Source organism: Deltaproteobacteria bacterium (assembly GCA_009930495.1).
Taxonomy (GTDB): Bacteria; Desulfobacterota; Desulfovibrionia; order Desulfovibrionales; family Desulfomicrobiaceae; genus Desulfomicrobium.
The window spans coordinates 1-21,815 of record RZYB01000027.1 but is presented as its reverse complement, the minus strand read 5'-3'; the positions used below and the strand labels follow the sequence as shown (position 1 = coordinate 21,815).

General features: G+C 62.4%; 20 protein-coding genes. 6 read left to right on the top strand and 14 right to left on the bottom strand.

What is annotated here, in order from left to right; translation table 11 throughout:
- Positions 1-124 precede the first annotated feature (124 nt).
- The 9 genes from EOL86_04345 to EOL86_04305 form a co-directional block, all read right to left on the bottom strand.
- Positions 125-1,384 carry a response regulator gene (locus EOL86_04345; GenBank protein ID NCD24811.1) on the bottom strand — a complete coding sequence of 420 codons (1,260 nt, stop codon included), beginning with the start codon at positions 1,382-1,384 and terminating at the stop codon, positions 125-127.
- Between the two features lie 19 nt (positions 1,385-1,403).
- Positions 1,404-3,302: a PAS domain S-box protein gene (locus tag EOL86_04340; GenBank protein ID NCD24810.1), complete on the bottom strand. Its 1,899-nt coding sequence runs from the start codon at positions 3,300-3,302 to the stop codon at positions 1,404-1,406.
- Positions 3,303-3,411: 109 nt separating this feature from the next.
- The gene (locus EOL86_04335) at positions 3,412-4,098 is read right to left on the bottom strand and encodes a DUF554 domain-containing protein (protein NCD24809.1); all 687 of its coding nucleotides are present in this window, start codon (positions 4,096-4,098) and stop codon (positions 3,412-3,414) included.
- Between the two features lie 79 nt (positions 4,099-4,177).
- A complete protein-coding gene (locus EOL86_04330) occupies positions 4,178-6,076 on the bottom strand; it encodes an N-acetylmuramoyl-L-alanine amidase (GenBank protein ID NCD24808.1) in 1,899 nt (632 codons plus the stop codon).
- Between the two features lie 2 nt (positions 6,077-6,078).
- Entirely contained in the window at positions 6,079-7,896 is a 1,818-nt protein-coding gene (gene glmS / locus EOL86_04325) for a glutamine--fructose-6-phosphate transaminase (isomerizing) (GenBank protein NCD24807.1), read from the bottom strand.
- 2 nt (positions 7,897-7,898) lie between these two features.
- Complete coding sequence (gene rdgB, locus EOL86_04320) at positions 7,899-8,525, bottom strand: RdgB/HAM1 family non-canonical purine NTP pyrophosphatase (GenBank protein ID NCD24806.1); 627 nt, start codon at positions 8,523-8,525, stop codon at positions 7,899-7,901.
- 15 nt (positions 8,526-8,540) lie between these two features.
- Complete coding sequence (locus tag EOL86_04315) at positions 8,541-9,383, bottom strand: hypothetical protein (GenBank protein NCD24805.1); 843 nt, start codon at positions 9,381-9,383, stop codon at positions 8,541-8,543.
- Positions 9,380-9,604, bottom strand: coding sequence for a MoaD/ThiS family protein (locus EOL86_04310; protein NCD24804.1), 225 nt, complete (start codon positions 9,602-9,604; stop codon positions 9,380-9,382). Before EOL86_04310 ends, EOL86_04315 begins: the two co-directional genes overlap by 4 nt.
- A gap of 124 nt (positions 9,605-9,728) precedes the next feature.
- On the bottom strand, positions 9,729-10,433 hold the full coding sequence (locus EOL86_04305) for a molybdopterin-guanine dinucleotide biosynthesis protein MobB (GenBank protein ID NCD24803.1): 705 nt from the start codon (positions 10,431-10,433) through the stop codon (positions 9,729-9,731).
- Positions 10,434-10,582: 149 nt separating this feature from the next.
- Here EOL86_04305 and EOL86_04300 point away from each other — a divergent pair, with 149 nt between their 5' ends.
- The 6 genes from EOL86_04300 (at position 10,583) to EOL86_04275 (ending at position 17,276) form a co-directional block, all read left to right on the top strand.
- Positions 10,583-11,836, top strand: a complete 1,254-nt coding sequence (locus tag EOL86_04300; GenBank protein ID NCD24802.1) for a histidine--tRNA ligase — start codon at positions 10,583-10,585, stop codon at positions 11,834-11,836.
- A gap of 66 nt (positions 11,837-11,902) precedes the next feature.
- Positions 11,903-13,699: an aspartate--tRNA ligase gene (gene aspS / locus EOL86_04295; protein NCD24801.1), complete on the top strand. Its 1,797-nt coding sequence runs from the start codon at positions 11,903-11,905 to the stop codon at positions 13,697-13,699.
- 3 nt (positions 13,700-13,702) lie between these two features.
- Complete coding sequence (gene def / locus EOL86_04290) at positions 13,703-14,212, top strand: peptide deformylase (GenBank protein NCD24800.1); 510 nt, start codon at positions 13,703-13,705, stop codon at positions 14,210-14,212.
- Positions 14,188-15,189, top strand: a complete 1,002-nt coding sequence (locus EOL86_04285) for a methionyl-tRNA formyltransferase (protein NCD24799.1) — start codon at positions 14,188-14,190, stop codon at positions 15,187-15,189. Before def ends, EOL86_04285 begins: the two co-directional genes overlap by 25 nt.
- Before the next feature lie 6 nt (positions 15,190-15,195).
- Positions 15,196-16,005 carry a DUF116 domain-containing protein gene (locus EOL86_04280; protein ID NCD24798.1) on the top strand — a complete coding sequence of 270 codons (810 nt, stop codon included), beginning with the start codon at positions 15,196-15,198 and terminating at the stop codon, positions 16,003-16,005.
- The gene (locus EOL86_04275; GenBank protein ID NCD24797.1) at positions 15,978-17,276 is read left to right on the top strand and encodes a hypothetical protein; all 1,299 of its coding nucleotides are present in this window, start codon (positions 15,978-15,980) and stop codon (positions 17,274-17,276) included. Before EOL86_04280 ends, EOL86_04275 begins: the two co-directional genes overlap by 28 nt.
- 128 nt (positions 17,277-17,404) lie before the next feature.
- On the opposite strand, the gene EOL86_04270 is transcribed toward EOL86_04275, so the two are convergent.
- Genes EOL86_04270 through EOL86_04250 form a run of 5 tightly spaced genes read right to left on the bottom strand, consistent with a single transcriptional unit; the run spans position 17,405 to position 21,815 of the window.
- Positions 17,405-18,205, bottom strand: a complete 801-nt coding sequence (locus tag EOL86_04270; protein NCD24796.1) for a transporter substrate-binding domain-containing protein — start codon at positions 18,203-18,205, stop codon at positions 17,405-17,407.
- Positions 18,206-18,246: 41 nt separating this feature from the next.
- Positions 18,247-18,504, bottom strand: coding sequence for a hypothetical protein (locus tag EOL86_04265; protein ID NCD24795.1), 258 nt, complete (start codon positions 18,502-18,504; stop codon positions 18,247-18,249).
- Between the two features lie 13 nt (positions 18,505-18,517).
- Positions 18,518-19,426 carry a dihydroorotate dehydrogenase gene (locus tag EOL86_04260; protein NCD24794.1) on the bottom strand — a complete coding sequence of 303 codons (909 nt, stop codon included), beginning with the start codon at positions 19,424-19,426 and terminating at the stop codon, positions 18,518-18,520.
- A gap of 2 nt (positions 19,427-19,428) precedes the next feature.
- Positions 19,429-20,205: a dihydroorotate dehydrogenase electron transfer subunit gene (locus tag EOL86_04255; protein NCD24793.1), complete on the bottom strand. Its 777-nt coding sequence runs from the start codon at positions 20,203-20,205 to the stop codon at positions 19,429-19,431.
- Positions 20,202-21,815 (bottom strand): DNA repair protein RecN, encoded by a 1,614-nt coding sequence (locus EOL86_04250; GenBank protein ID NCD24792.1) that lies wholly within the window; start codon positions 21,813-21,815, stop codon positions 20,202-20,204. Before EOL86_04250 ends, EOL86_04255 begins: the two co-directional genes overlap by 4 nt.

The window sequence follows — 21,815 nt, the reverse complement described above, 5'->3', positions numbered from 1 at the left end:
TAATCCCGCTTCGACCAACTCCCCCGTCCGCCTGGATGGGGGAGTTTTTTTGCGCCCTTTTCCCGCCGCCGGGCCGCCCATCGATCCCCGTGAATACGCGCTCCAGACGCTGCCAGCGCCCCGGTCAGACCACGTTGGCGGGGCTTGCGTCCGGGTCCTTGGGGATGGTGATGACAAAAAACACGCCCGTGCCCGGCGCGGTATCGAGCACAACCGCCCCCTTGAGCGTCTGGGTGATCAGGTTGTAGGCGATATTCATGCCCAGGCCCGTGCCGCCGCCGCCCCGGCGCGTGGTATAGAAGGGATCGTAGATGCGCTCGCGCTGTTCCTTGTTCATGCCCACTCCCGAATCCCGGTAGGACAGCACGATGTTGTCGCCGGCTTCCTCGACCAAAATATCGATCTCGCCGGCGCGGCCGTCGGCAAAGCCGTGGATGAGGGAATTCATGAGCAGATTGGTCAAAATCTGCATGACCGCTCCGGGATAGGAATTGAGCACAAGATTTTGCGGACACGTAACCGTGACCTTGTGCGGCGTGCGCTTGAACTGGGGCCGCAGACTGACCAAGATCTGATCCAGATACCCCTTCATTTCAAAAACGCGTTTTTCTTCCGAGGTCTGATCCGCGGCCACTTTCTTGAAGCTCTGCACCAGTTCCGCGGCCCGCTCCAGATTGGTCAGGATCGAGGCCGAGGATTCATCGGCCACGGCCAGATATTTTTCCAGGTCCGAGCGCTTCATCTCGCCCTTGGTGTACAGATCGCGCAACAGTTTGGTGCGCTCCACCAAAAAGGACGCCGCCGTGATGCTCACCCCGATGGGCGTGTTGACCTCGTGGGCCACGCCCGCCACCAGGTCGCCCAGGGCCGCCATTTTGGCGGAATGGATCATCTCCTTCTGGGTCTGCTGAAGGCGGTCCAGGGAATCTTCGAGACTAGCTTGGTATTCGCGGTTCTGGCGCTGTAATCGGGCCCGCTCCAGGCAGCGTTCCACGGAGTGGACCAGGATGTTCATGTCCTGGATGGGCTTGACCAGATAATCCCAGGCGCCCCGGCGCAAGGCCTCGACCACGTCCCGGATATCGCCCACGCCCGAAATGACCATGACCGGTGTTTCCGGCGACTCCTTCCGGATGGCCTCCAAAACCTGCAGGCCGTCCATGCGCGGCATGCGCAAATCCGTCAGGACGATGTCCGGCGCCTGCTCGCGGAACACCGCCAACCCGTCCTCGCCATCTTGGCCATGCAGGACTTTATAGCCAAAATCCTCGAGATAGTTACTCAAACTCTCACGCACGGCTTGATCGTCATCAATGGCCAAAATGACCGCGTCCGAGGCTGAATTCACGGCAAAACCTCCCGCGTGTTGGGTTTCCCGAAACATATCCGGGATAATGGCGGCCTCATGACGCGGCCTGGGCCACGGCCAGGACCGGCGCCTTCAGGGGCAGGGTCATGACGAACACGGCGCCACGGCCCGGAGTCGATTCCACGTCCAGTGTCCCGCCATGATTTTCGACAATGATGAAATACGAAACCGACAGGCCCAGGCCGGTCCCTTCCCCCACGCCCTTGGTCGTGAAAAAAGGCTCGAAAACCCGGCGACGGACGTCCTCGGTCATGCCCGGCCCGTTGTCCTCGATCTCGATCCGCACATGCTCGCCATCCCGGCGCACGCGGAACACGAAGCAGGGTTTTTCCACCCCGGCCATGAACATGGCCTGGGCGCCGTTTTGAATCAGATTGAAAAAAACCTGCTGAATCTTGCTTTCGTCGCCGGGCACCAGGGGAGCATCGGCCGCGTACTCGCGAACAATCTCGATTCGCCGGAAATCATACTGCTTTTTCAAGTCGTAATCGTTGCCGGCCAATTCCACGGTCCGATCCAGCAAGGCCGGGATATCGACCGGGGTCAGGTGCGAGGAACTTTTGCGGCTGAAGGACAACATGTTGGTGACGATTCTGGCCGCCCGCTGGCCGGACTCGGCGATGGAATCAAGCATGCGCACGCAGTCGCGCCGCTCCATGTAGTCCCGAAGCAGGGGCAGGGACAATCCAAGCTCGTCGGCCACGGCCTGGTTGGCCGGCAGATCCCTCAGAAGGCGGTTGCGGAGCACCTGCACGTTTTGCAGAATTCCGGCCAGGGGATTGTTGATTTCGTGCGCCATGCCCGCGGCCAAGCCGCCCACGGAAAGCATCTTCTCGGACTGGATCATGGTTTCCTCGAGAAGAACCCGCTCGCTGACGTCATCGAGACGGATGACCGCGCCCCGCATGCCGCCACTGACCAAGGGATAGATGGTGACATCGTAAAAAACCGTGGCCTCCGCCCGGATTCGGGCGACCTTGCTTTTTTTGCACGGAACACCGCTGGCCATGGTCTCCAGGATTTCGTCCCGCAGTGGGGGCAAATCCAGGCCCAGGTTCTCGAAAAGCGTCCCGTGGGCATCCTCCAGGGACAGGCCGGTAATGGCCACGGCCTGACGGTTCCAATGCGTGACGCGCCCGTCCTGGTCCACGGCGATAATCATGGACGGCATGGAATCGAGAATATCGCGCAACGCGCCCTCGGCCCGCATCAATCCGGCTTCGGCCGCGTGACGTTGGCCAATGTCGCGCTTCAAATTTTCAAGCATGCCGTTGAAGGCGTCCACGACCATGTCGATCTCGTCCGGGTGGCGGCTGTGTCGGTCCAGCACAAGGGGTCCGGGCAGGTTGTCCAGGCTCAACGTGGCGGCATAGTCGGCCATCTGCCGTAAATGACGGGTGATGAGGCGGGTGGACAGGGTAAGAATGATGATCGACACAAGAAAGGTCTTCACGCCCTGCGTGGTCAAAATGACCATGACCTTGTCCAGCAGGCGGCCGTACATGGCGGCCCTGTCCACGGCGACGACCAGGGAGCCGATATGTTCCGTGCGTTCCGGGCTTTCAAAAATCAGCGGATACGTCTCGATCAGCAGGGAATCCGGCGGTGCCTCGGTTCCCCGCGACAACTCCATGCCGTCGGGCGAAACGACCCGCACATAGCGGATGTCGCGCAGTTCCAGCATGCCTTCAAGCTGCGCCAGGATCTGCTCTTCGTCCAGGTACCACAGGGAATTGGCCAGGCTGGACAGGCGCGTGGCGCGGATCTGCTCCAGCTGGGAGCGCAGCAGGTGCATGTCCGTCTGGTAGTCCACATAGAGTTGCGTGATGGTGCCCAACATGGCCAGAAACGAACTGCCAAGCAAAATCAAAATCAAGAGCTTGCGCCCCAGGCGGGTTCCCCTGGGCCAATTCGAAAAACGAAAAAAAGCCATGCGGACCTCTGCGATTCATCCAGCGGCGACACCGGGTTTTGCACTCCATAGCCCGAGCCCCGGCAAATTGGAACGGGAATAACGAATTGCGATGGCGCGCACGCTGAAATCAGGGCACGAGCAGGCTGAGAACGACAATGACCACCAGGGACGGAAGCAGGCTGGATAACCGGATGGCGGTCAAGCCCAGAAGGTTGATGCCAATGCCCAGGATCAGGGTTCCCCCCGTGGCCGTGAGCTGGGCAATGAGGTACTCGGAAAAATACGCCTGAAACGAGCTGGCGAACACGGTCAGCACACCCTGATACAACAGCACCGGCAGGGCCGAAAAAAGCACGCCGGAGCCATAGGTCGAGGCCAGGGCGATGGAGGCGAAACCATCCAGCAGGGACTTGGTGAACAAAATGGAATGATCCCCCCGGATGCCCTCGTCAAAAGCCCCCAGGATGGCCATGGCCCCGATGCAATAAATTAGCGAGGCGTTGACCATGCCGTCCACGAAACGGGTATTGGAAGAGCGAACCAAATTTTTCAGGCGATCGGCCAGGGCCGCGAATCGGTCTTCGAGACGCAGCAGCTCGCCCAGAATGCCGCCGATGAGCACGCTCAGCACCACCAACAAGCCGTTTTTACCCTGCACGGCCATCTGCATGCCGATGACCAACACGCACAATCCAAGGCCCTGAAAAACGACCAGACGCATTTTCTCCGGCAAGCGGCCATGCAGAAGCAGCCCAATACCGCCGCCAACCAGAATGGCCAGGGCGTTCATGACCGAGCCCATGGGAAAAACCATGATATTTCCTTATGGAGTTACGCCGCAAGACGTTCGCGGCTGAATGGGGGCCGCCCCGGTCGGGCCGGAGCGGGCCGAATCAGGATTTCCCGCCCCCGGCGGAGGCGTAGCGTTCCAATTTTTTCTTGTAGGCCACCACGCCGCCGACCAAGCCCTTGGCCATGGCCGTCAGATAGGCTTCCGATTTGAGATTGCCCGCCTCGGCCGGATTGGTCAGATAGCCCAGCTCCACGAGGACCGACGGCATCCGGGCCCCGGTCAGGACATAGAAAAACGCGCCCTTGGAGCCCATGTTGCGCAGGCCATGGCTGGATCGCATCCCGCGCAGGGTCTCTTTTTGCATCAACGACGCCATATCCTTGGATTCATTGATCTTGGAGTTGAGCATCAGATCCGAAAGAATAAACTGCATGTCGCTGATCTTTTTGGCCGAAACCCCGTTCTCGCGGGCCGCCACGCGCACGGACTGGGCATCGGTGGCGAGGTTGAGGTAATAAATTTCCAGGCCCTTGACGCTTGAATCCGAATAGGCGTTGCAGTGCACGGAAATAAACAGGTCCGCGTCTCGGGCATTGGCCCGGGCCGTGCGCTCTTCCAGGGAAATGAAGGTGTCCGTGGTCCGCGTGTAGTGGACCTCGAACCCCTGGTTCTGCAGCAGCCGTCCCACAATCTTGGCCATGCGCAGGTTGACGTCCTTTTCACGCACGCCATTGGCCATGGCGCCGGGGTCCTTGCCGCCATGACCGGGATCGATCATGACCGTGCGCACCGTCAGCCCCAACTGCTCGACCAGACTGCCGGCATACTTTTTATGCTTGGACCCGATGGCGATCTGCGGCGTCGTGGCCTTTTTCTCCTCAGTCCGGGATGCCGGGGCGCCCTTGGCCGTCTTCGTGGGCGCCGGGGCCTTGGCCTCGGGTTTGGCATTGGCCCGATCGTGCTTCAAATCCCGCAAGGCTTCGACAACAGGATCGGTCTGAGCGGACGTGGCCGGGGAAGCCTTGGCGTCCGTGACGGCCGCCGCTGGATGGCCCGTTTTTTTTGATTTCGTGCCAAAGACATCGACAACGATACGGTATGGATCGGGCAAGGTGAACGCCCGGAAATGGTCCATCTGGAGCAGGTCCAGGGTGACACGCGCCCCGCCCGAGGCGGACGACAGGGCTTCGATCCGGGAAAGAACGCCGCCGCCGACACCACGCGACGGGATGACGTCGGGCGCGACCACCGCCGAGGGCAGGGACAGCACCAAAAAACGTTTGCCATCCCGTTCCTCCACGGCCCGCTCGAACGCCGCGTCCTTGTCCAGATCAAGGACAACCCGCGTGTATCCCTGACTTGGCCAGCACCGGATTCCCAACAGCTTGGTGGCCGTGCCCGGCTTGGACGTGGCAACGGCCGGCGCCGACTTGGCGACGGCGGGCGCGGCGGACGCCGATTTGGTGGCCGGGGAAGCAGCCGCCACGGATTGCCCCGGGCCCAGGGCAGCCAGATGTTTCGCGGCGTCCGGCGCCATGTCGCCCTTGGAATAACGCGCCACCACGGACTCGAAAACACTCCGTGCCCTGGCCGGATCTTGAAATTGTTCCTTCCAGATCAAGCCCTCGCGGTAGAGCGAATCGTCGGTCCAGCCATGGTTCGGATAGGCCGCGATCATGCGCTCAAAGGCGGCCAGGGCCTTCTCCCGGTCGGATTTCAAAAAAGAGCGACGGCCCACTTCCTCGTGCACCCGGCCAATGAAATACATGCACTTGGGGGCGTCCTCGCCCTTGGGGGCGGCGGCCAGTGACTTTTCAAACACCGTGAGCACCTTGTGCCACTCATCCCGCAAGGCCGCTTTTTTCTCATCGGCCAAGAGCGCCTTGAACGCGGTCATGCCCCGCATGTAGTCGTCATGGGGCGAAGCCCAGGCCAAGGCAACCGCCCCGAAAACCAGGGCCATCGCCACGACGGTTCGTATCACAAATCGTATTTGCATCCTTATTCCACGGTCACGCTTTTGGCCAAATTCCGGGGCTGGTCAACGTCCTTCCCCAGATACACGGCCATTTCATACGCAAACAGCTGCACGGCCGGCAGCACCAAAAAACTCTTCAGCGGCCCCCAGGCATCGGGCAATATCCACGGGTTTTCCACGACCGGGGCCGCGCCCGGATTGACCAGGGCGATGATCCGTCCGCCCCGGGCCTGCACTTCCTGCAGATTGGAGGCGACCTTTTGCAGCAGGTCGTCGTTGAGGGCCATGGCAAACGTCGGAAAACGGGGATCGATCAGGGCGATGGGCCCATGCTTCATCTCGCCGCTCGCGTAGCCCTCGGCATGGATGTAGGAAATTTCCTTGAGCTTGAGGGCCCCTTCCAGGGCCAGGGGAAAATACAGACCGCGCCCCAGAAAGAAAAAGCTGGACGCGTCGCTGTATCCCTGGACCAGCTCCATGGCTTTTTGCCGGATGGCCGGCAGCTCTGTTTCGAGCCCATCCGACACCCGGCCCAAGGCGGCCAGGGCGTCCCCGACCGCGTCGGGGGTCAGAGTCTGTTTGCGCGCGGCCCAGGCCAGGGTCATGAGCATCAAGACCACCATCTGGCTGCACATGGCCTTGGTCGAAGCCACGCTGATTTCCGGGCCCGCCTGGGTGTACACCACGCTGTCCGACTCGCGGGCTATGGAGGAGCCAACCACGTTGCACAGTCCCAATATGGGAACGCCGGCCTCCCGGGCAATGCGGATGGCGGCCAGGGTGTCCGCCGTCTCGCCGGACTGACTGATGGTCAGAACCAGATCGCCGGACAGGAAGACGCTGTCACGATAGCGGAATTCCGAGGCAATCTCGACCTGAACCGGAATCCGGGCCCAGGATTCGAGCAGATACTTCGCCCACAACCCGGCATGATAGGACGTGCCGCAGGCCACGATGGTCAGCCGCTCGGGAATGGGCAGGGCGTCCAGCTCGGGCAGCAGGACCCGTCCCTTCTGAATGCGTCCGGCCAGACAATCGCGGATGACCCGTGGCTGCTCGAAAATTTCCTTGAGCATGAAATGCCGGTATCCATCCTTCTGGGCGGCCTGGACATCCCAGGACACATGCCGGACCTCCTTGGTCCGGGGCTCCAGGGTGACGACATCGAAGACCTGCCAGGAAGAGGCGTCCAGCTCGACCAACTCGCCGTTGTCCAGAAAAACCACTTCCCGCGTGTAGGGCAGGAAGGCCGGAATATCCGACGCGACAAAATTCTCGCCCGTGCCGATGCCCAGGAGCAACGGGCTGGCCTTGCGGCTGGCCCAGATTTTTCCCGGATGTTCATGGGCGAGTAGGGCAAAGGCGTAGGCGCCCTCCACCCTGGCCAGGGCCCAGGAAATCCCCCGACGGACATCGCCGGTCAGATCCACGCCCTTGGCGATCATGTGCACCAGGACCTCGGTGTCGGTCTCCGACAGGAACACGTGCCCCTCGGCCTGGAGTTCGGCCTTCAACTCGGCGTAATTTTCAATGATGCCGTTGTGCACCAGGGCGAAACGTCCGGCCCCGTCCATGTGCGGATGGGCATTCCGCTCCACGGGCAGGCCATGGGTCGCCCACCGGGTATGGCCGATGCCGCACAGGGAACTGGCCGTGTCCAGCCCCCGTATCTTGCCATCCAGGGCCCCGAGCTTGCCCTCGGCCCGAATGACATTCAGGCCACGCTGGTCCGCGAAGGCCACGCCAGCCGAATCGTATCCCCGGTACTCCAAACGCCGCAGGCCCTCGACAATGGCCGGGATGGCCGGCCGATGCCCACTGTATCCGATAATGCCACACATGGTTATTCTCCCAGTTCCTGTTCGGCGCGGACCCAAAAATCAGGCCAGAGCGCCAGCAGCGCGTTCATGGCTTGGCGGCGGTGGCTACGGCCGTTTTTCGTGTCCGCGTCCATTTCCGCCGCGGTACATCCCAATTCCGGGTCAAAAAAAACAGGATCATAGCCAAAGCCATTGGCGCCGCGCGGCGCCCTGGCCACCAGCCCCGGCCAGGCACCCCGGCCAATGATCTCCCGGCCGCCCGGCGTGGCCGCGAGCATGACACAGGCAAAATGACAGCCGCGCCCGGTGTCGGGGACGTCCCGCATGGCATCCAGCAACGTGGCCGTGTTTTTTTCGTCCGTGGTCCCCTCGCCGCCATACCGGGCCGAATGCACGCCCGGAGCGCCGCCCAAGGCGTCCACGGCCAGACCGGAATCATCGGCCACGGCCACCAGCCCCGTGATCCGGGCCACGGCCAGGGCCTTGATCCGCGCGTTTTCCTCGAAGGTGGCGCCGGTTTCGGGGATATCTCCGATTTGGGGAAAATCCTTCAGGCCCAGGACTCGCACCCCGGGAATCATCGTTGCCAACATGGCCGAAAGCTCCCGGATTTTCCCGGCATTGCCCGTGGCCAGAACCAAGGTATCCATCAATAAAACTCCATGTCACGCGGCCAGATCAAAAAGTTCAAAACGAAACGCGGCCAGATCGGCGTGGAGCATCCGACCAGCCAAACGCAGATTTCCGTCCACGAGATAGTGCACGACTTCCGCGGCCTGCAATGACGCCGCCAGGCACGCCGCCGGCGCCAGACTGCCCAGGACATGCTCGGCGTCGGCATCGCCCGGATCGGACCACAAGGACGAGATACCAACCTGATCGGGAAATTCGCTGCCAACCAATGCCGTCCACCCGGCCACGGCCGCCGATACCACCGGCAACCCGGCCGCGCTGGCCGCTTCGTGCAGCATGCGACGCGGCGCGATGCCGCCCAGGGCGTCGACCACGACATCCATCCCGCGCAACGCCGTGGGCAGGTTGGACACGTCCAGAAAAAAATCCAGGGCCTCGACCTCGATCAACGGACAAATCGTCCGCGCCCGCGCGGCACCGACGCGGGCCTTGTTCCGCCCCAGATCCTTGACCGAGGACAAAAGCTGGCGATTCAGATTGCTCTCCTCGAAAACGTCGCCATCGGCCACCCTGATCCGGCCCACGCCAAAACGGGCCAAGAGCTCCAGGACATAGCCGCCCAGACCGCCGGCTCCAACCACGAGCACGGCCCCCGCCAACAACCGGGCCTGATCCACCGGCGACACCGCGTGCAGATTTTTCAATAAAACCGAAGGGATAATATCCTGATCAACGGCCATGCGGGCCGCCTCGGACACGGGCAGGCCAGAAACCCGGCACAACTCGTCCAGTTCGCGCAAGCCGATGGTCCGCGCCCGACGCGAGGCGTCTTCGGCGGCCAGAGAGGCCAGAAGGGTCCGCGTGGATGGTTTCATCCGCCCCCCACGGCCGGAAACAGGCCGACCTGATCGCCATCGGCAAGCGTGGTGGCCAGGGAGCTGTTCTTACTGTTGATGAACACCAGCTTGATATCGTCCGCGCCCAACCCCAGGTCGGGGAGCATGGCGTCGACGGTCAGGCCCTCGGCCAGGTCAAGGAAGCCGCCAGGGGGATTGTGGTCGCTCAATGTCGCGTAGCATTTGACGGAAATTCGCATGGCATTTCCAGGAACGCGGCGCATCCGCGCGTGGTTGGGGTTGCGTGGAAGAGTGGGGGCATCTTCCCGAAGGCCGGTGGCGGCGTCAATACATTTTGACATGGGCCGGACGGGACCACCCGGATCAGCCCAGGAAAATCTCCACCCGCTGGCCGGGGATATTCCCCTTGAGCTCGGTCAAGAGGCCGCGCAACGTGGCCGTGACCAGACGATCGATAAACGGATTGAGCGACAGCTGCTGCCCTCCGACAACCACCCGCAATTTGGGACGCAGGGCCAGGCAAGCCTTGGGCGTGACCTTCCCGGCCACGATTTCCCGGGCCAGCTCAAGACACGACGCGCGCCCGCAGCCACCGCAGTCCAGCCCTGGCAGGGCAAAACCTCGGTCCTCGACCAGCGAGGCCAGCTCGGCGACGGATTCGGCCCGCCGTAGTCCGGGCAGACCGCCGGGCCCCCAGGAAGCCAGGGCCAGTCCATTGTCCAGGGACGCTTCCTCCTCGTCGGTGCCCAGAACAACGATACGGGGCAGCCAGGTCAGCGACTTTCCGCCCTCGACCAGGACAATATCGGCTCCGAGTAGGGGCAGTACGTCCTGCAATTGCCGGGCGGCGTTCCAGTGCAGGGAGACCTCCCTTGGCCCGATGCCGGCCACGCTCGCGCACTCCCCGGCGAACCGGGCCGTATCCGTGTCGCTCTTGTCCAGACCATGATGCGTGAACTTGACCGCGCCAACCTTTTTCCCACGGGCCGTCAGCTCCCGCGCCAATTCCAACATCAGGGTCGTCTTGCCGGATTTCTTGAATCCCACGACCGACACCACCGTGAACATGCGTCCTCCGTCTTTGACAATCACCGGTCGATACACTAATTGAGTCGATTTTCTACACGTACCCGCCCCGACTGTCCTCGCCCGCGAGACGTGAAGCCGGACCGCGACAACGCCATCCCATCCCAATTCGTCAAGGACTGCTATTGTCTATGTCTAAAATTCAGAAAATTAAAGGCTTTTCTGACCTCTTCAGCCCGGAGAGCACTGTCCACACCCGCATGGAAAACCTGGCCAGGGATATTTTTGGCGCCTATGGGTGCCGGGAGATCCGGGTGCCCATTCTGGAAAAAACGGAGCTCTTCGCCCGGTCCATCGGTGAAGAAACCGACGTGGTCCAAAAAGAGATGTACACCTTCGCCGACCGCAAGGGCCGCTCCCTGACCATGCGCCCCGAGGCCACGGCCGGGGTCCTGCGCGCCTTCATCGAGTCCGGTCTGGCCGGGCAGGAAGGCGTGACCAAGCTTTTCGCCTGCGGCCCCATGTTCCGCTACGAACGGCCGCAAAAAGGCCGACTGCGCCAGTTTCATCAGCTCGACGTGGAAGTCCTGGGCACCGACGCCCCCCAGGCCGACGCCGAGGTCATCCTCATGCTCTGGACCTATCTGGCCAGACTTGGCCTGAAGAATCTGACTCTTGAGCTCAACTCTCTGGGCTGTCCGGCCTGCCGCCCCGTTTTTCATCAATGGCTGCGCGAATTCTTGGCCTCCATCGACCAGACCGCCCTGTGCGAGGATTGCCGGCGCCGCACGGAAACCAATCCCCTGCGCGTGCTGGACTGCAAGGTTCCAACCTGCAAGGCCCTGGTTGCAAACGCGCCCCGCATCACCGACTCGCTTTGTCCGGAATGCGCCGACCATTTCGCCCAGGTCCGGGCCATCCTGGACAGCGCGGCCCTGCCCCATACCCTCAACGACCGCTTGGTGCGCGGACTGGACTATTATCAGCGCACCACGTTCGAGGTCGTCTCCGGCGAGATTGGCGCCCAGACCGCCGTGGCCGGTGGCGGGCGCTACGACGGCCTCGTCAAACAGCTCGGCGGCCCGGATCTGCCGGGCATTGGTTTCGCCTGCGGCATGGAGCGTCTGGCCCTCCTTCTTGGCCAGCCCCAGCTCCCGGCTCCGGATTTTTATTTGGCCGTCCTCGACCCAGCCGCCCTGAACACGGCCTTGCTGTTGGGGCACAGACTGCGTGAACGCGGCTTTTCCGGCGAGGTCGCCTTTGAAGCCAAAAGCGTCAAAAGCCAGCTCCGCCAAGCCAACAAGCTTGGCGTCAAGACCTGCCTTCTGCTCGGCCAGGACGAAATGGCCAAGGGACAGATCGTGGTCAAGGACATGGCCACTGGCGCGCAAAAAACCATTGGCCAGGACGACATGGATCAGGCGCTGGGCTTCAAGCATCCCTAGCGCCTTTACAGGACCATATTTCAGATTATCGAACAACCTTGGCTTCGGCCACCCGCGAGGATACACATGGACGACAGAATCACGGATATCGGAACCGACGCCCTGGGCGGCTGGCGCAGATCCCACACCTGTGGCGACCTGGGCCTGCCCCAGCTGGGCCAGGAAATCTGCCTCATGGGCTGGGTGCAATACCGCCGCGACCACGGTGGCCTGATCTTCATCGACCTGCGCGACCGTCACGGTCTGACCCAGGTCGTGTTCTCGCCGGAAGTCGCGCCCGAGGCCCACGCCCGCGCCCACGTCCTGCGCACCGAATACGTGCTCGCCATCAAGGGCGTTGTCCGCAACCGCCCGGACGACATGGTCAATCCCAAGCTGGCCACGGGCGCCATCGAAGTCTACGTCACCGAATACAAGCTCCTGAACACGGCCAAGACCCCGCCCTTTCCCATCGAGGACCGGGTGGACGTGTCCGAGAACCTGCGCCTCAAATACCGATTCCTGGACCTGCGCCGCAAATCCCTGGCCGACAACCTCATCCTCAGAAACCGCGTGGCTCAGTCCGTGCGCCGCTATCTGGACGAACTCGGCTTCCTGGAAATCGAGACCCCGGTCCTGACCAAGTCCACGCCCGAGGGCGCGCGTGACTTCCTGGTCCCGAGCCGCGTCAACCAGGGCCAGTTCTACGCCCTGCCCCAGTCGCCGCAGCTCTTCAAACAGCTGCTCATGTGCGGCGGCCTGGACCGCTATTACCAGATCGTCAAATGCTTCCGCGACGAGGATCTGCGCGCCGACCGCCAGCCGGAATTCACCCAGATCGATATCGAGATGTCCTTTGTCGACGAGGAACAGGTCATGGCCATGGCCGAGGGCATGATGGCCCGGGTCATGAAGGATGCCCTGGGCAAGGATTTCGCCCTGCCCCTGCCGCGCATGACCTACGCCCAGGCCATGGCCGAATACGGCGTGGACAAACCCGATGTCCGTTTCGACCTGAAGCTCACGGAGGTGACGGATATCGTGCGCGGCTCGGAGTTCAAGCTCTTCGCCACGGCCGCCCTGGTCAAGGCCCTGCGCGTGCCCGGTGGCGGCGAACTGTCGCGCAAGGAAATCGATGATTTCACCGACTTCGTGAAAATCTACGGGGCACAGGGTCTGGCCTGGATCAAAATCAAGGAGGACGGCTGGCAGTCTCCCATCGCCAAATTCCTGAGCGATGCCGAACGGGCCGGCCTGACCGAAGCCCTGGGTCTTGAGCCCGGCGACATCGTCTTTTTCCAGGCCGGCGCGCCGGAAATGGTCAACAGCGCCCTGGGCAACCTGCGTCTCAAGCTCGGCGAGCGTTTCGGTCTCATCCCCGAAAACGAGTTCGCGCCCCTGTGGGTCACGGATTTCCCGCTGCTGGAATGGAATCCGGACGAAAAACGCTGGGTGGCCATGCACCACCCCTTCACCGCGCCCAAGGACATGGGCGCCCTGGCGAGCAATCCGGCCCAGGCCGTGGCCAGGGCCTATGACCTGGTCCTGAACGGCACGGAAGTGGGCGGTGGCTCCATCCGCATCCACAACCCCGAAACCCAGCAGCGCATGTTCGACGCCCTGGGAATCGGCGAAGAGGAAGCCCGCGCCAAATTTGGATTTCTGCTCGACGCCCTGGTTTTTGGCGCCCCGCCCCACGGCGGCATCGCCTTTGGGCTGGACCGCCTGATCATGCTGCTGACCGGCGCCAAATCCATCCGCGACGTCATTGCCTTCCCCAAGACCCAAAAGGCGACCTGTCTCATGACCGAGGCGCCGTCCGAGGTCGAAAACACCCAACTGCGCGAACTGGGCTTGCGCCTGCGAGAAAAGCCCAAAGAGTAGATCATGGCACGAAAGATTGTTACCTATCCCGATCCGGTGCTGGCCAGAATATCCGCGCCGGTGACGGACATCACGGATTCCGTCCGTGACTTGGCCGCCGAGATGACTGAAATCATGTATGAAAATAAGGGGATTGGTCTGGCCGCGCCCCAGGTGGGCGAAAACGTCCGCCTCATCACCGTGGACTTGAGCGGCCCGGACAAGCGCGAGGATCTCAAGGTCTTCGTCAATCCGGTCCTGTCCAAGCCCGAGGGCGAGGTCGACTCCGAGGAAGGCTGTTTGTCCGTGCGCGGCTACCGCTCCACCGTGACCAGGGCCGAGAAGGTTCACCTCTCGGCCATGGACCTGGACGGCAATCCCGTGGAACTGGACGCCGACGACCTCATGGCCATCTGCCTCCAGCACGAGGTCGATCATTTGAATGGCGTGCTGTTCATCGACAGAATCAGCAAGTTGAAGCGCACCCTGTACGAACGAAAGCTCAAGAAATGGCTGAAACAGAAAAAAAACTAAGCGTTGTGTTCATGGGCACGCCGGACTTCGCGGCTGCGTCCCTCAAACACCTTATCGCCTGGGGACAGTGCGATATCGTTGGCGTTTATTCCCAGCCCGACCGCCCCTGCGGCCGGGGACAGGTCTGCACCCCGCCCCCGGTCAAGGTCGCGGCGCTGGAAGCCAGCCTGCCCGTCTTTCAGCCCGTCAACTTCAAGGACGGGGCCGATGTGGCCCAACTGGCCGCATTGGCCCCGGACCTGTTGCTCGTGGCGGCCTACGGCCTCATTCTGCCACAAGCCGTTCTGGACATCCCACGTCTTGGGGCCATCAACGTCCATGCCTCGCTGTTGCCCGAATACCGGGGCGCGGCGCCCATCCAGCGGGCCATCATGGACGGTCGTCATGTCACCGGCATCACCATCATGCGCATGGAGGCCGGCCTGGACACGGGCGACATCCTGCTTCAACGCAGTCTGGCCATCGGCATCGACGACACGGCGCAATCGCTGCACGACGACCTGGCCGACATGGGCGGGCGTCTGCTGGTCGCGGCCCTGGAAAAAATGACCCAGGGAGGCTTGGTGCGCATTCCCCAGGATCACGCCCGCGCCACCTACGCGGCCAAATTGTCCAAGGAGGACGGCCGCATCGACTGGAACCAACCCGTCCTGACCGTGCACAACCGCATCCGTGGTCTTTTCCCCTGGCCCGGTTCCTGGTTCGACTGGAACGGCCTGCCCGGAAAAACCCTGCGCCTGACCGTGCATCCCGGCCGCATCGCCGGCGAGCTTCCCCAAAACGTCCGCCCCGGCGACATCGTCGGCGTGGACGGCGACATGGTCCTTGTCGCCTGCGCGGACAAACTCTACGCCGTGCCGACCATCAAGCCCGCCGGGGGCAAGCCTCTCACGGGGCGGGAATTTTATTGCGGGTATTTGAGCCGGTGTTCCGGGGAGCATCTCGCGGCACACGACCCCACCTGTTCCGGAGAATAACGCCCCATGGCCCGGCCCAGAAGCACTTCCCAGAAATACACACGCCTGGAGCAGGAAATCCGGGACAGCTTCCAGACCCGTAAACGCATTTTCATCGGCCTCATCAGCGGCGCATCGATCCTGATTTCTGCCATCCTGGCCCTGCTCTGGATCATTCCCTTTGTCGGCCTGACCACCATCCACCCCATCGCGCCCTGGGTTCTGGGCCTGATCGTGGGCGGCCTGATTCTGTGCATCGGCTGGGCCGCCCTGGCCCTGGTGCTGAATATCCTTCTCGGCCGGCCCGTGCTGTTCGCCAAGCGTCTGCGTGGCGTGACCATCAAGCTCTTCCTGCCGCTCATGACGCTTTTGGGGCGCGTCCTCGGTATTCCCAAGCAAACGGTGCGGGCGTCGTTCATCAAGGTCAACAACGAGCTGGTCAAGGGCGAGGGGCACCGCTATCCGGCCGAAAGAATTTTGCTGCTCATGCCCCACTGCATCCAGAACAGCCGCTGCAAATACCGCCTGACCTACAACATCGACAACTGCAAACGCTGTGGCCAATGCGCCCTGGCCGGCCTGCTCGATCTGCGCGACAAGTACGGCGTCAACCTGGCCGTGGCCACGGGCGGCACCATCGCCCGGCGCATCGTGGTCCAGCATCGCCCCAAACTGATCATCGCCGTGGCCTGTGAACGCGATCTGGCCAGCGGCATCCAGGACACCTACCCCATCCCGGTCTATGGCATCCTGAACACCCGTCCCTTCGGTCCCTGCCTGGACACGGACGTGTCCCTGGACCGCGTGGAATGGGCCATCAACGAGTTTTCCGCGTGAGCACCCCCCAGGCCCGCCGCATGGCATTGGACATCCTGCGCCGGTGCCTGGACCACAACCAGGACATCCAGGCCGCCACGGACGACGTCCTCGCCGTCGCGCCGGATGGCCCGGACAAGGGGCTGGCCACGGAACTGGCGTATGGCTACCTGCGCCTGCGCGGCCGCCTGGACTTTTTGCTGAACCAGCTTCTGCGCAACCCCGTCCAGACCTCGCCCGTCCTGCGCCGCATCCTGGGCGTGGCCGCCTACGAACTCCTCTTCCTGAGCCGCATCCCGGAATACGCCACCCTGGACTGGGCCGTGACCCTGGCCAAGGACCGCCTCGACCCAACCATGGGCAAGGTGGCCAACGGCGTATTGCGCAGCCTGCTCCGTCTGGGCCGCGCCGTGCACCATCCCGACTACTTCCAGACCAAAACCGCTGGCGTCGCCGCCTTTCTGGCGGCGTGGTATTCCTGCCCGTCATGGTTGGCCCGGATGTGGCTTTCGGCCTACGGTCAGGAACAGGCCGAAACCTTGTTGCGGGCCAGCCTCCAGACGCCGCCCCTGGGGGCGCGCATCAATCGTCTCCACCCCGAAGCCAATGCCCTGCGCCAGCAACTCGCGAGCACGGCCGAGGTGCGCGAGTTCGAAGCCGCGCTGACGCAGTGGCCGGAGTTTCTCCACGCGGCCGAGACCAACGGCGTGCTCACCCGCCAAAGCCTAGCCGCGCAACGGATCATGGATGTCCTGGGCGTGGATCTCTGGCCCGATCCCATCCTGGACGCCTGCGCCGGACGCGGCGGCAAGACGTTCCTGATGGCCGAGCGCGGCAAGGAGGTCTGGGCGGCGGACGTCAATGTTTTCCGGCTCGGTCAGTTTGGCGCCGAGTGCCGCCGCCTGGGATTTGCCGTGCCCGTCTTCCGCGCCCCGGCCCAAGGCCCATCTCCCCTGCGCCAGGCACCCCGGACCATCTTCCTGGACGCACCCTGTTCCGGACTGGGCGTGCTCTCCCGGCGACCGGACATCAAATGGAAACGCACGCCCGCGGACTGCGCCACGTTGGCCAGTCTGCAACGCGACATGCTGGCCGGCGCGGCGGGTCTGCTTCCTGGCGGTGGCGGCCTGGTGTATGTGACCTGCACCATGAATCCAGCGGAAAACGAAACCCAGATCGCCTCGTTCATCCACGACCACCCGAATTTTTCCCTGGTCCGCCAAGCTCGAACGCCCATGTCCGAACATCTCGGGGAATTCTTTTTTGGCGCGGTTCTGCACAAAAAAAACTGATTCAAAGCCCCGCGCGCCCTTCAAAAAACAAGGCCGGCACGCCCCATGACGGAGCGCGCCGGCCTTGATCGTCTGCTTCCCTACCCGCATGGCCACGCCCAAAACACAGGGCGCCGCCATATTTCACATTATTTCCACAACCATTTGAACCAGGACAGACTTTCGTCCTTTTTGGCCAGGGCCGGGAACCATTTTGCATACAGCCGGTCGTATTCTCCACTGTCCCGGAGCGCCTTCAGACCCGCGTTGATCTGGGCCAGAAGTTCCGTCTCCTTTTTGTTGACCGCGAAACCGAACAAATCGGGTATTGTTGCCGGCAGGGTGAACGCGAGCTCCAATTTTCCAGCAAACCGCTCGTTTTCAAAAACATAGCTGACCGCTGTCGGTGAGTCCGTGAACACCGCGTCCACCGTCCCCCTGGACAAGCCAAGCATGGCCGTTTCCGTATCCGGAAAGGGGACAACACTCTTGGCGTTGTTGAAACGCGCGAACGTCCGGCAGGCCTCGAAATTTGTCGTGGCGCCCCACGCGCCGATCTTCTTGTTGGTCAGATCCTTTTCCTTGCGGATACCCTCGCCCTTGCGCACGACAACGGTCTCTTCCGCCTCGAAATACATATCCGAAAAATCGACCTTTTTCTTGCGGGCGTCCGTGATCGTCGAAGCCGCGATGGAAGCCGCGAACTTGCCGGCGGCGATGTCGTCGAACAACGTTCCCCAGGGCGTGGCCTTCATAACGGGGGTGATCCCCGCATGACGGCAGATGGCCTGCATCAACTCGTGGCTGAAGCCAACAACCGTTCCATCCTCGTGCACGGAATGCACGGGGGGATAGGCCTCCTGGGGAACGGCGAAAACAACCTCCCGCGCTTCGGCCCACGTGCACAACACGCCCAACAAAGCCATGATCAGCATGGTTTTCCGTAGCATTATCACCTCGACATAAAATTTAAGAGTTCCCCGGACTGCGCTCAGGCGCCACCGGGCTTATCCGCTGACCGCCGATGAAATTCCTTGATAAGAATTTTTTCCAGGCATTCCCGACAGATATCCGTATTGTTACAATTTTGCAACTTCATTTCAATGACGGGATTCATCTTGCCCAGCTGCCCCCCCAGGCGAGTCAGATTGAGAGGGTCCTCGATATGAAGCGTATAGCGTTCCTCGTAGATTCCATCCTTGAGGCCCTGAATCTCCGCGCCGCAAATATCGCAAAAGCGTTTGATCATCGGCCAGCCTCCTCTAAGCCAGAAGCGCGCCCCGGTACTCGTCCCAGGACGAAATGCCCAAGGACGCGGCCAGGGCCGCGACCTCGTCCACCAAGCGAAAGGCGTTGTCCGGGCGCATGAAATTATACGTTCCGACTTGCACGGCATGCGCCCCCACGAGAATGAACTCCAATACGTCCTCGGCCGAGGCAATGCCGCCCATGCCGATGACCGGCACGTTCACGGCCCGGACCACCTGATGGACCATGCGCAGGGCCACGGGTTTCACGGCCGGGCCGGACAGCCCGCCGACCACATTGGCCAGACGGCTCTTGCGCGTGCGGACATCCACGGACATGCCCGAGAGGGTGTTGATCAGGGACAGCATGTCCGCGCCCGCGTCCACGGCGGCCTTGGCGATCAGGGTGATGTCGGTCACGTTGGGACTGAGCTTAACCATGACCGGCTTGTTCCCGGCCCGCTTCTTGACCGCCGTCGTGACCTGGGCGGCCATGACCGGGTCCTGGCCAAAGGCCACCCCACCACAGCGCACGTTGGGACAGGAAATGTTGACCTCCAGGGCCGCGATCTTGTTCTCGGCCGCGAAAATCGCGGCCAGTTCGCCGAAATCCTCGGCCGTCTGGGCATAAAGATTGGCGATAAGGGTGGTCCCGGCCGGAATGTAGGGCAATTTGTCCTTCATGAACGTTTCCACGCCCACGTTCTGCAGCCCAATGGCGTTGAGCATGCCGCACGGTGTCTCGGCGATTCGCGGCATGGGGTTGCCGACGCGCGGCGTCAGGGAAATGCCCTTCAGGCAGATGCCGCCCAGGGTGCTCAAATCGCCGTAGCGCATGAATTCCAGGCCGTATCCAAACGTGCCCGAGGCCGTGATGATGGGATTTTCGAGGGTCAACGAACCAAGACGAACACTTTGATCCATGATCATGCTCCCAAATCGATATCACGCACGTCAAAAACAGGACCATGCACGCAACTTTGCACGTAATCGCCCTGGGTGGTTTTGCCCACGCAGCCCAGACACGCGCCCACGCCGCAGGCCATGCGGTTTTCCAGGGAAACCTGACCATCCGTGCCGTGGAGCAGACAATATTTGCGCACCACCTTGAGCATGGGTTCCGGGCCGCAGGCCAGGACCTGCCCCACTCCGGCCAGGGCCTTGATCCGCTCCGAAAGCACGGTCTCGAAGGCGGCGATATCCGCCGGCCCCTTCTGCTGCATGGCCTCGCTGGGAATGCGGGCCGCGATCTCGGCGTAGGGGTAATGCTCCAGGTCAAGACGGTGGCCGAAAAGCATGGTCAGATTGTCGATTTTTTCGCGACGGGCGAGCATGACAAACGGGGCGATGCCCACGCCGCCGGCCAGAATCAGGTTGGGCCGGGTTTCGTCGATGCGGAACCAGCGCCCCAGGGGCCCCCAGACCGTGACTTTCTGACCGGGAACAAGTTCGGCCAGACGATGCGTGCCCCGGCCCACGGTCTGGAACAAAAGGCGCAGTCCCTTCCCGGACAGGTCGCAAATGGAAAATGGACGCGGCCAGACAAGTTCCGCGCCCCAATGAACGGGCCGGACCATGACAAACTGGCCACATTTGCAGGACCAGCCGGGATTTTCAAGAAACAGATCAATCAGGGTCGGATCGGAGCCGGGCTCGCAGGACAAAACCGTGAGCTCCCGGCACGGAGTTTGACTATCTATCATATGGATTTCCTAAACGCGTTCGCGTCGTGATGCGTGGATGGCATGGGACCCTCGCCGACCATGCGCGCCAGTTCGGCCTGGCGCTGGGCGTCGGACAGGGCCGAACACAGGGTAAAGGTGATGCCGTCGTGCACTTCCTTGCGGATGGCGAAGTGCTCGTCGGCCAGACGGGCCAGCTGGGGCCAGTGCGTGATCAGGATGACCTGCTGGCGGGTGGCCAGCAACCGGATGCGCTCCGCGACCTTGAGCAGGGTCTGACCGCCAATGCCGGAATCAACTTCGTCGAAAAGCAGGGCCGGAAGCTGGTCCTTGGTCCGCAGACTGACCACGGCCAACAAAAAGCGGGACAACTCGCCCCCCGAGGCAATGCGGTCCAGGGGTTGGGCGTCCAGGCCCGGGTTGGGAACCCACAAAAACCTCGGCCGCAATTCCTCGATGGACGGCGGGCCGGCATGAATGACCTGGGGACGGAAATCGACCAAAACCCGCAGATGCTCGGAAAATCCAAGATGGATCAATTCCGCTTCGAGACTCGCGGTCAAGGCGGCGGCGGCTGCCTCGCGGGCCTCGTTCAGGGCTTGGGCGGTCCGCGCCAATTCCGTCGCGGCCAGCCCCTCCTCTTTGTTCAAACGCTTCAATTCCAGACCGCTGGCGTCCAAAAATGACAAATTTTCCTCGATCTCCGCGCCCAGGGCTAAAATGGACTCCAGGGAACGCTTCAGCTTGCGCTGGAGCTGCTGCAACTCCCACAGTCGTTTCTCCACGGCCTCGGCGTCGAAATCCTCGGCCTGGCGGGAACCCACGAGTCGCAAATCCCGCAGCATCTCGGCCAGACCGCCACGAAACTCGCCCGTGGTCCGGGCGTGCTCGCGAAAATTCTCGTCCGTTTCGCCCAATCCGGCCAGGGCCCGTTCCAGGGCGGTCAGCGCGTCCTGCAAGCCATTCTCGCCCAAAAGCAAGCCCTGGGCCTCGCCAGCCATGGCCCGGACTTTTTCGGCCCGTTTCGAGGTCTCGCGCCAAGCCAGGAGCTCGTCTTCCTCTCCGGGCCTGGGATCAACCTTGCGGATCTCGGCCAGTTGAAATTCCAAAAAATCCCGCCGCTCGGACAAACCAGCCATGCGCCGCTCGACCTCGGCCTTGCGCGTCAAAAGAACACGCAGGGCCTCGCGCGCCTCGCGATGAGCCTCCAAAACATGGGCATCGTCCAGGAATGCGTCCAAAATCTCGACGTGATGATCGGGAGCAAGAAGGCGCTGTTGGCCGTGTTGGCTGGTGTGCAGCAGCAACCGAGGCCGCAGCTCGGCCAAACGGTCCTGGGAGCCCAGTTCATCGTTGAGGAAAAGCCGACTCCGCCCCGATTTCGCGGTCAACTCCCGACGCAGGAAAAGCTCCTGCCCGTCAAGGCGGAACACGGCCTCGACCACGGCCTTGTCGCGACCCGGACGAACCAGATCGGCGGCGATTCGCTCGCCCAAAATAAAATCCAAGGCGCGCAAGACAAAGGACTTACCCGCGCCGGACTCGCCCGTGAGCACATTGAGTCCGGAACAAAATTCCAGCTCCACATCGTCGATGAGGGCGAGGTTACGGATGCGCAGAGTTTCGAGCAT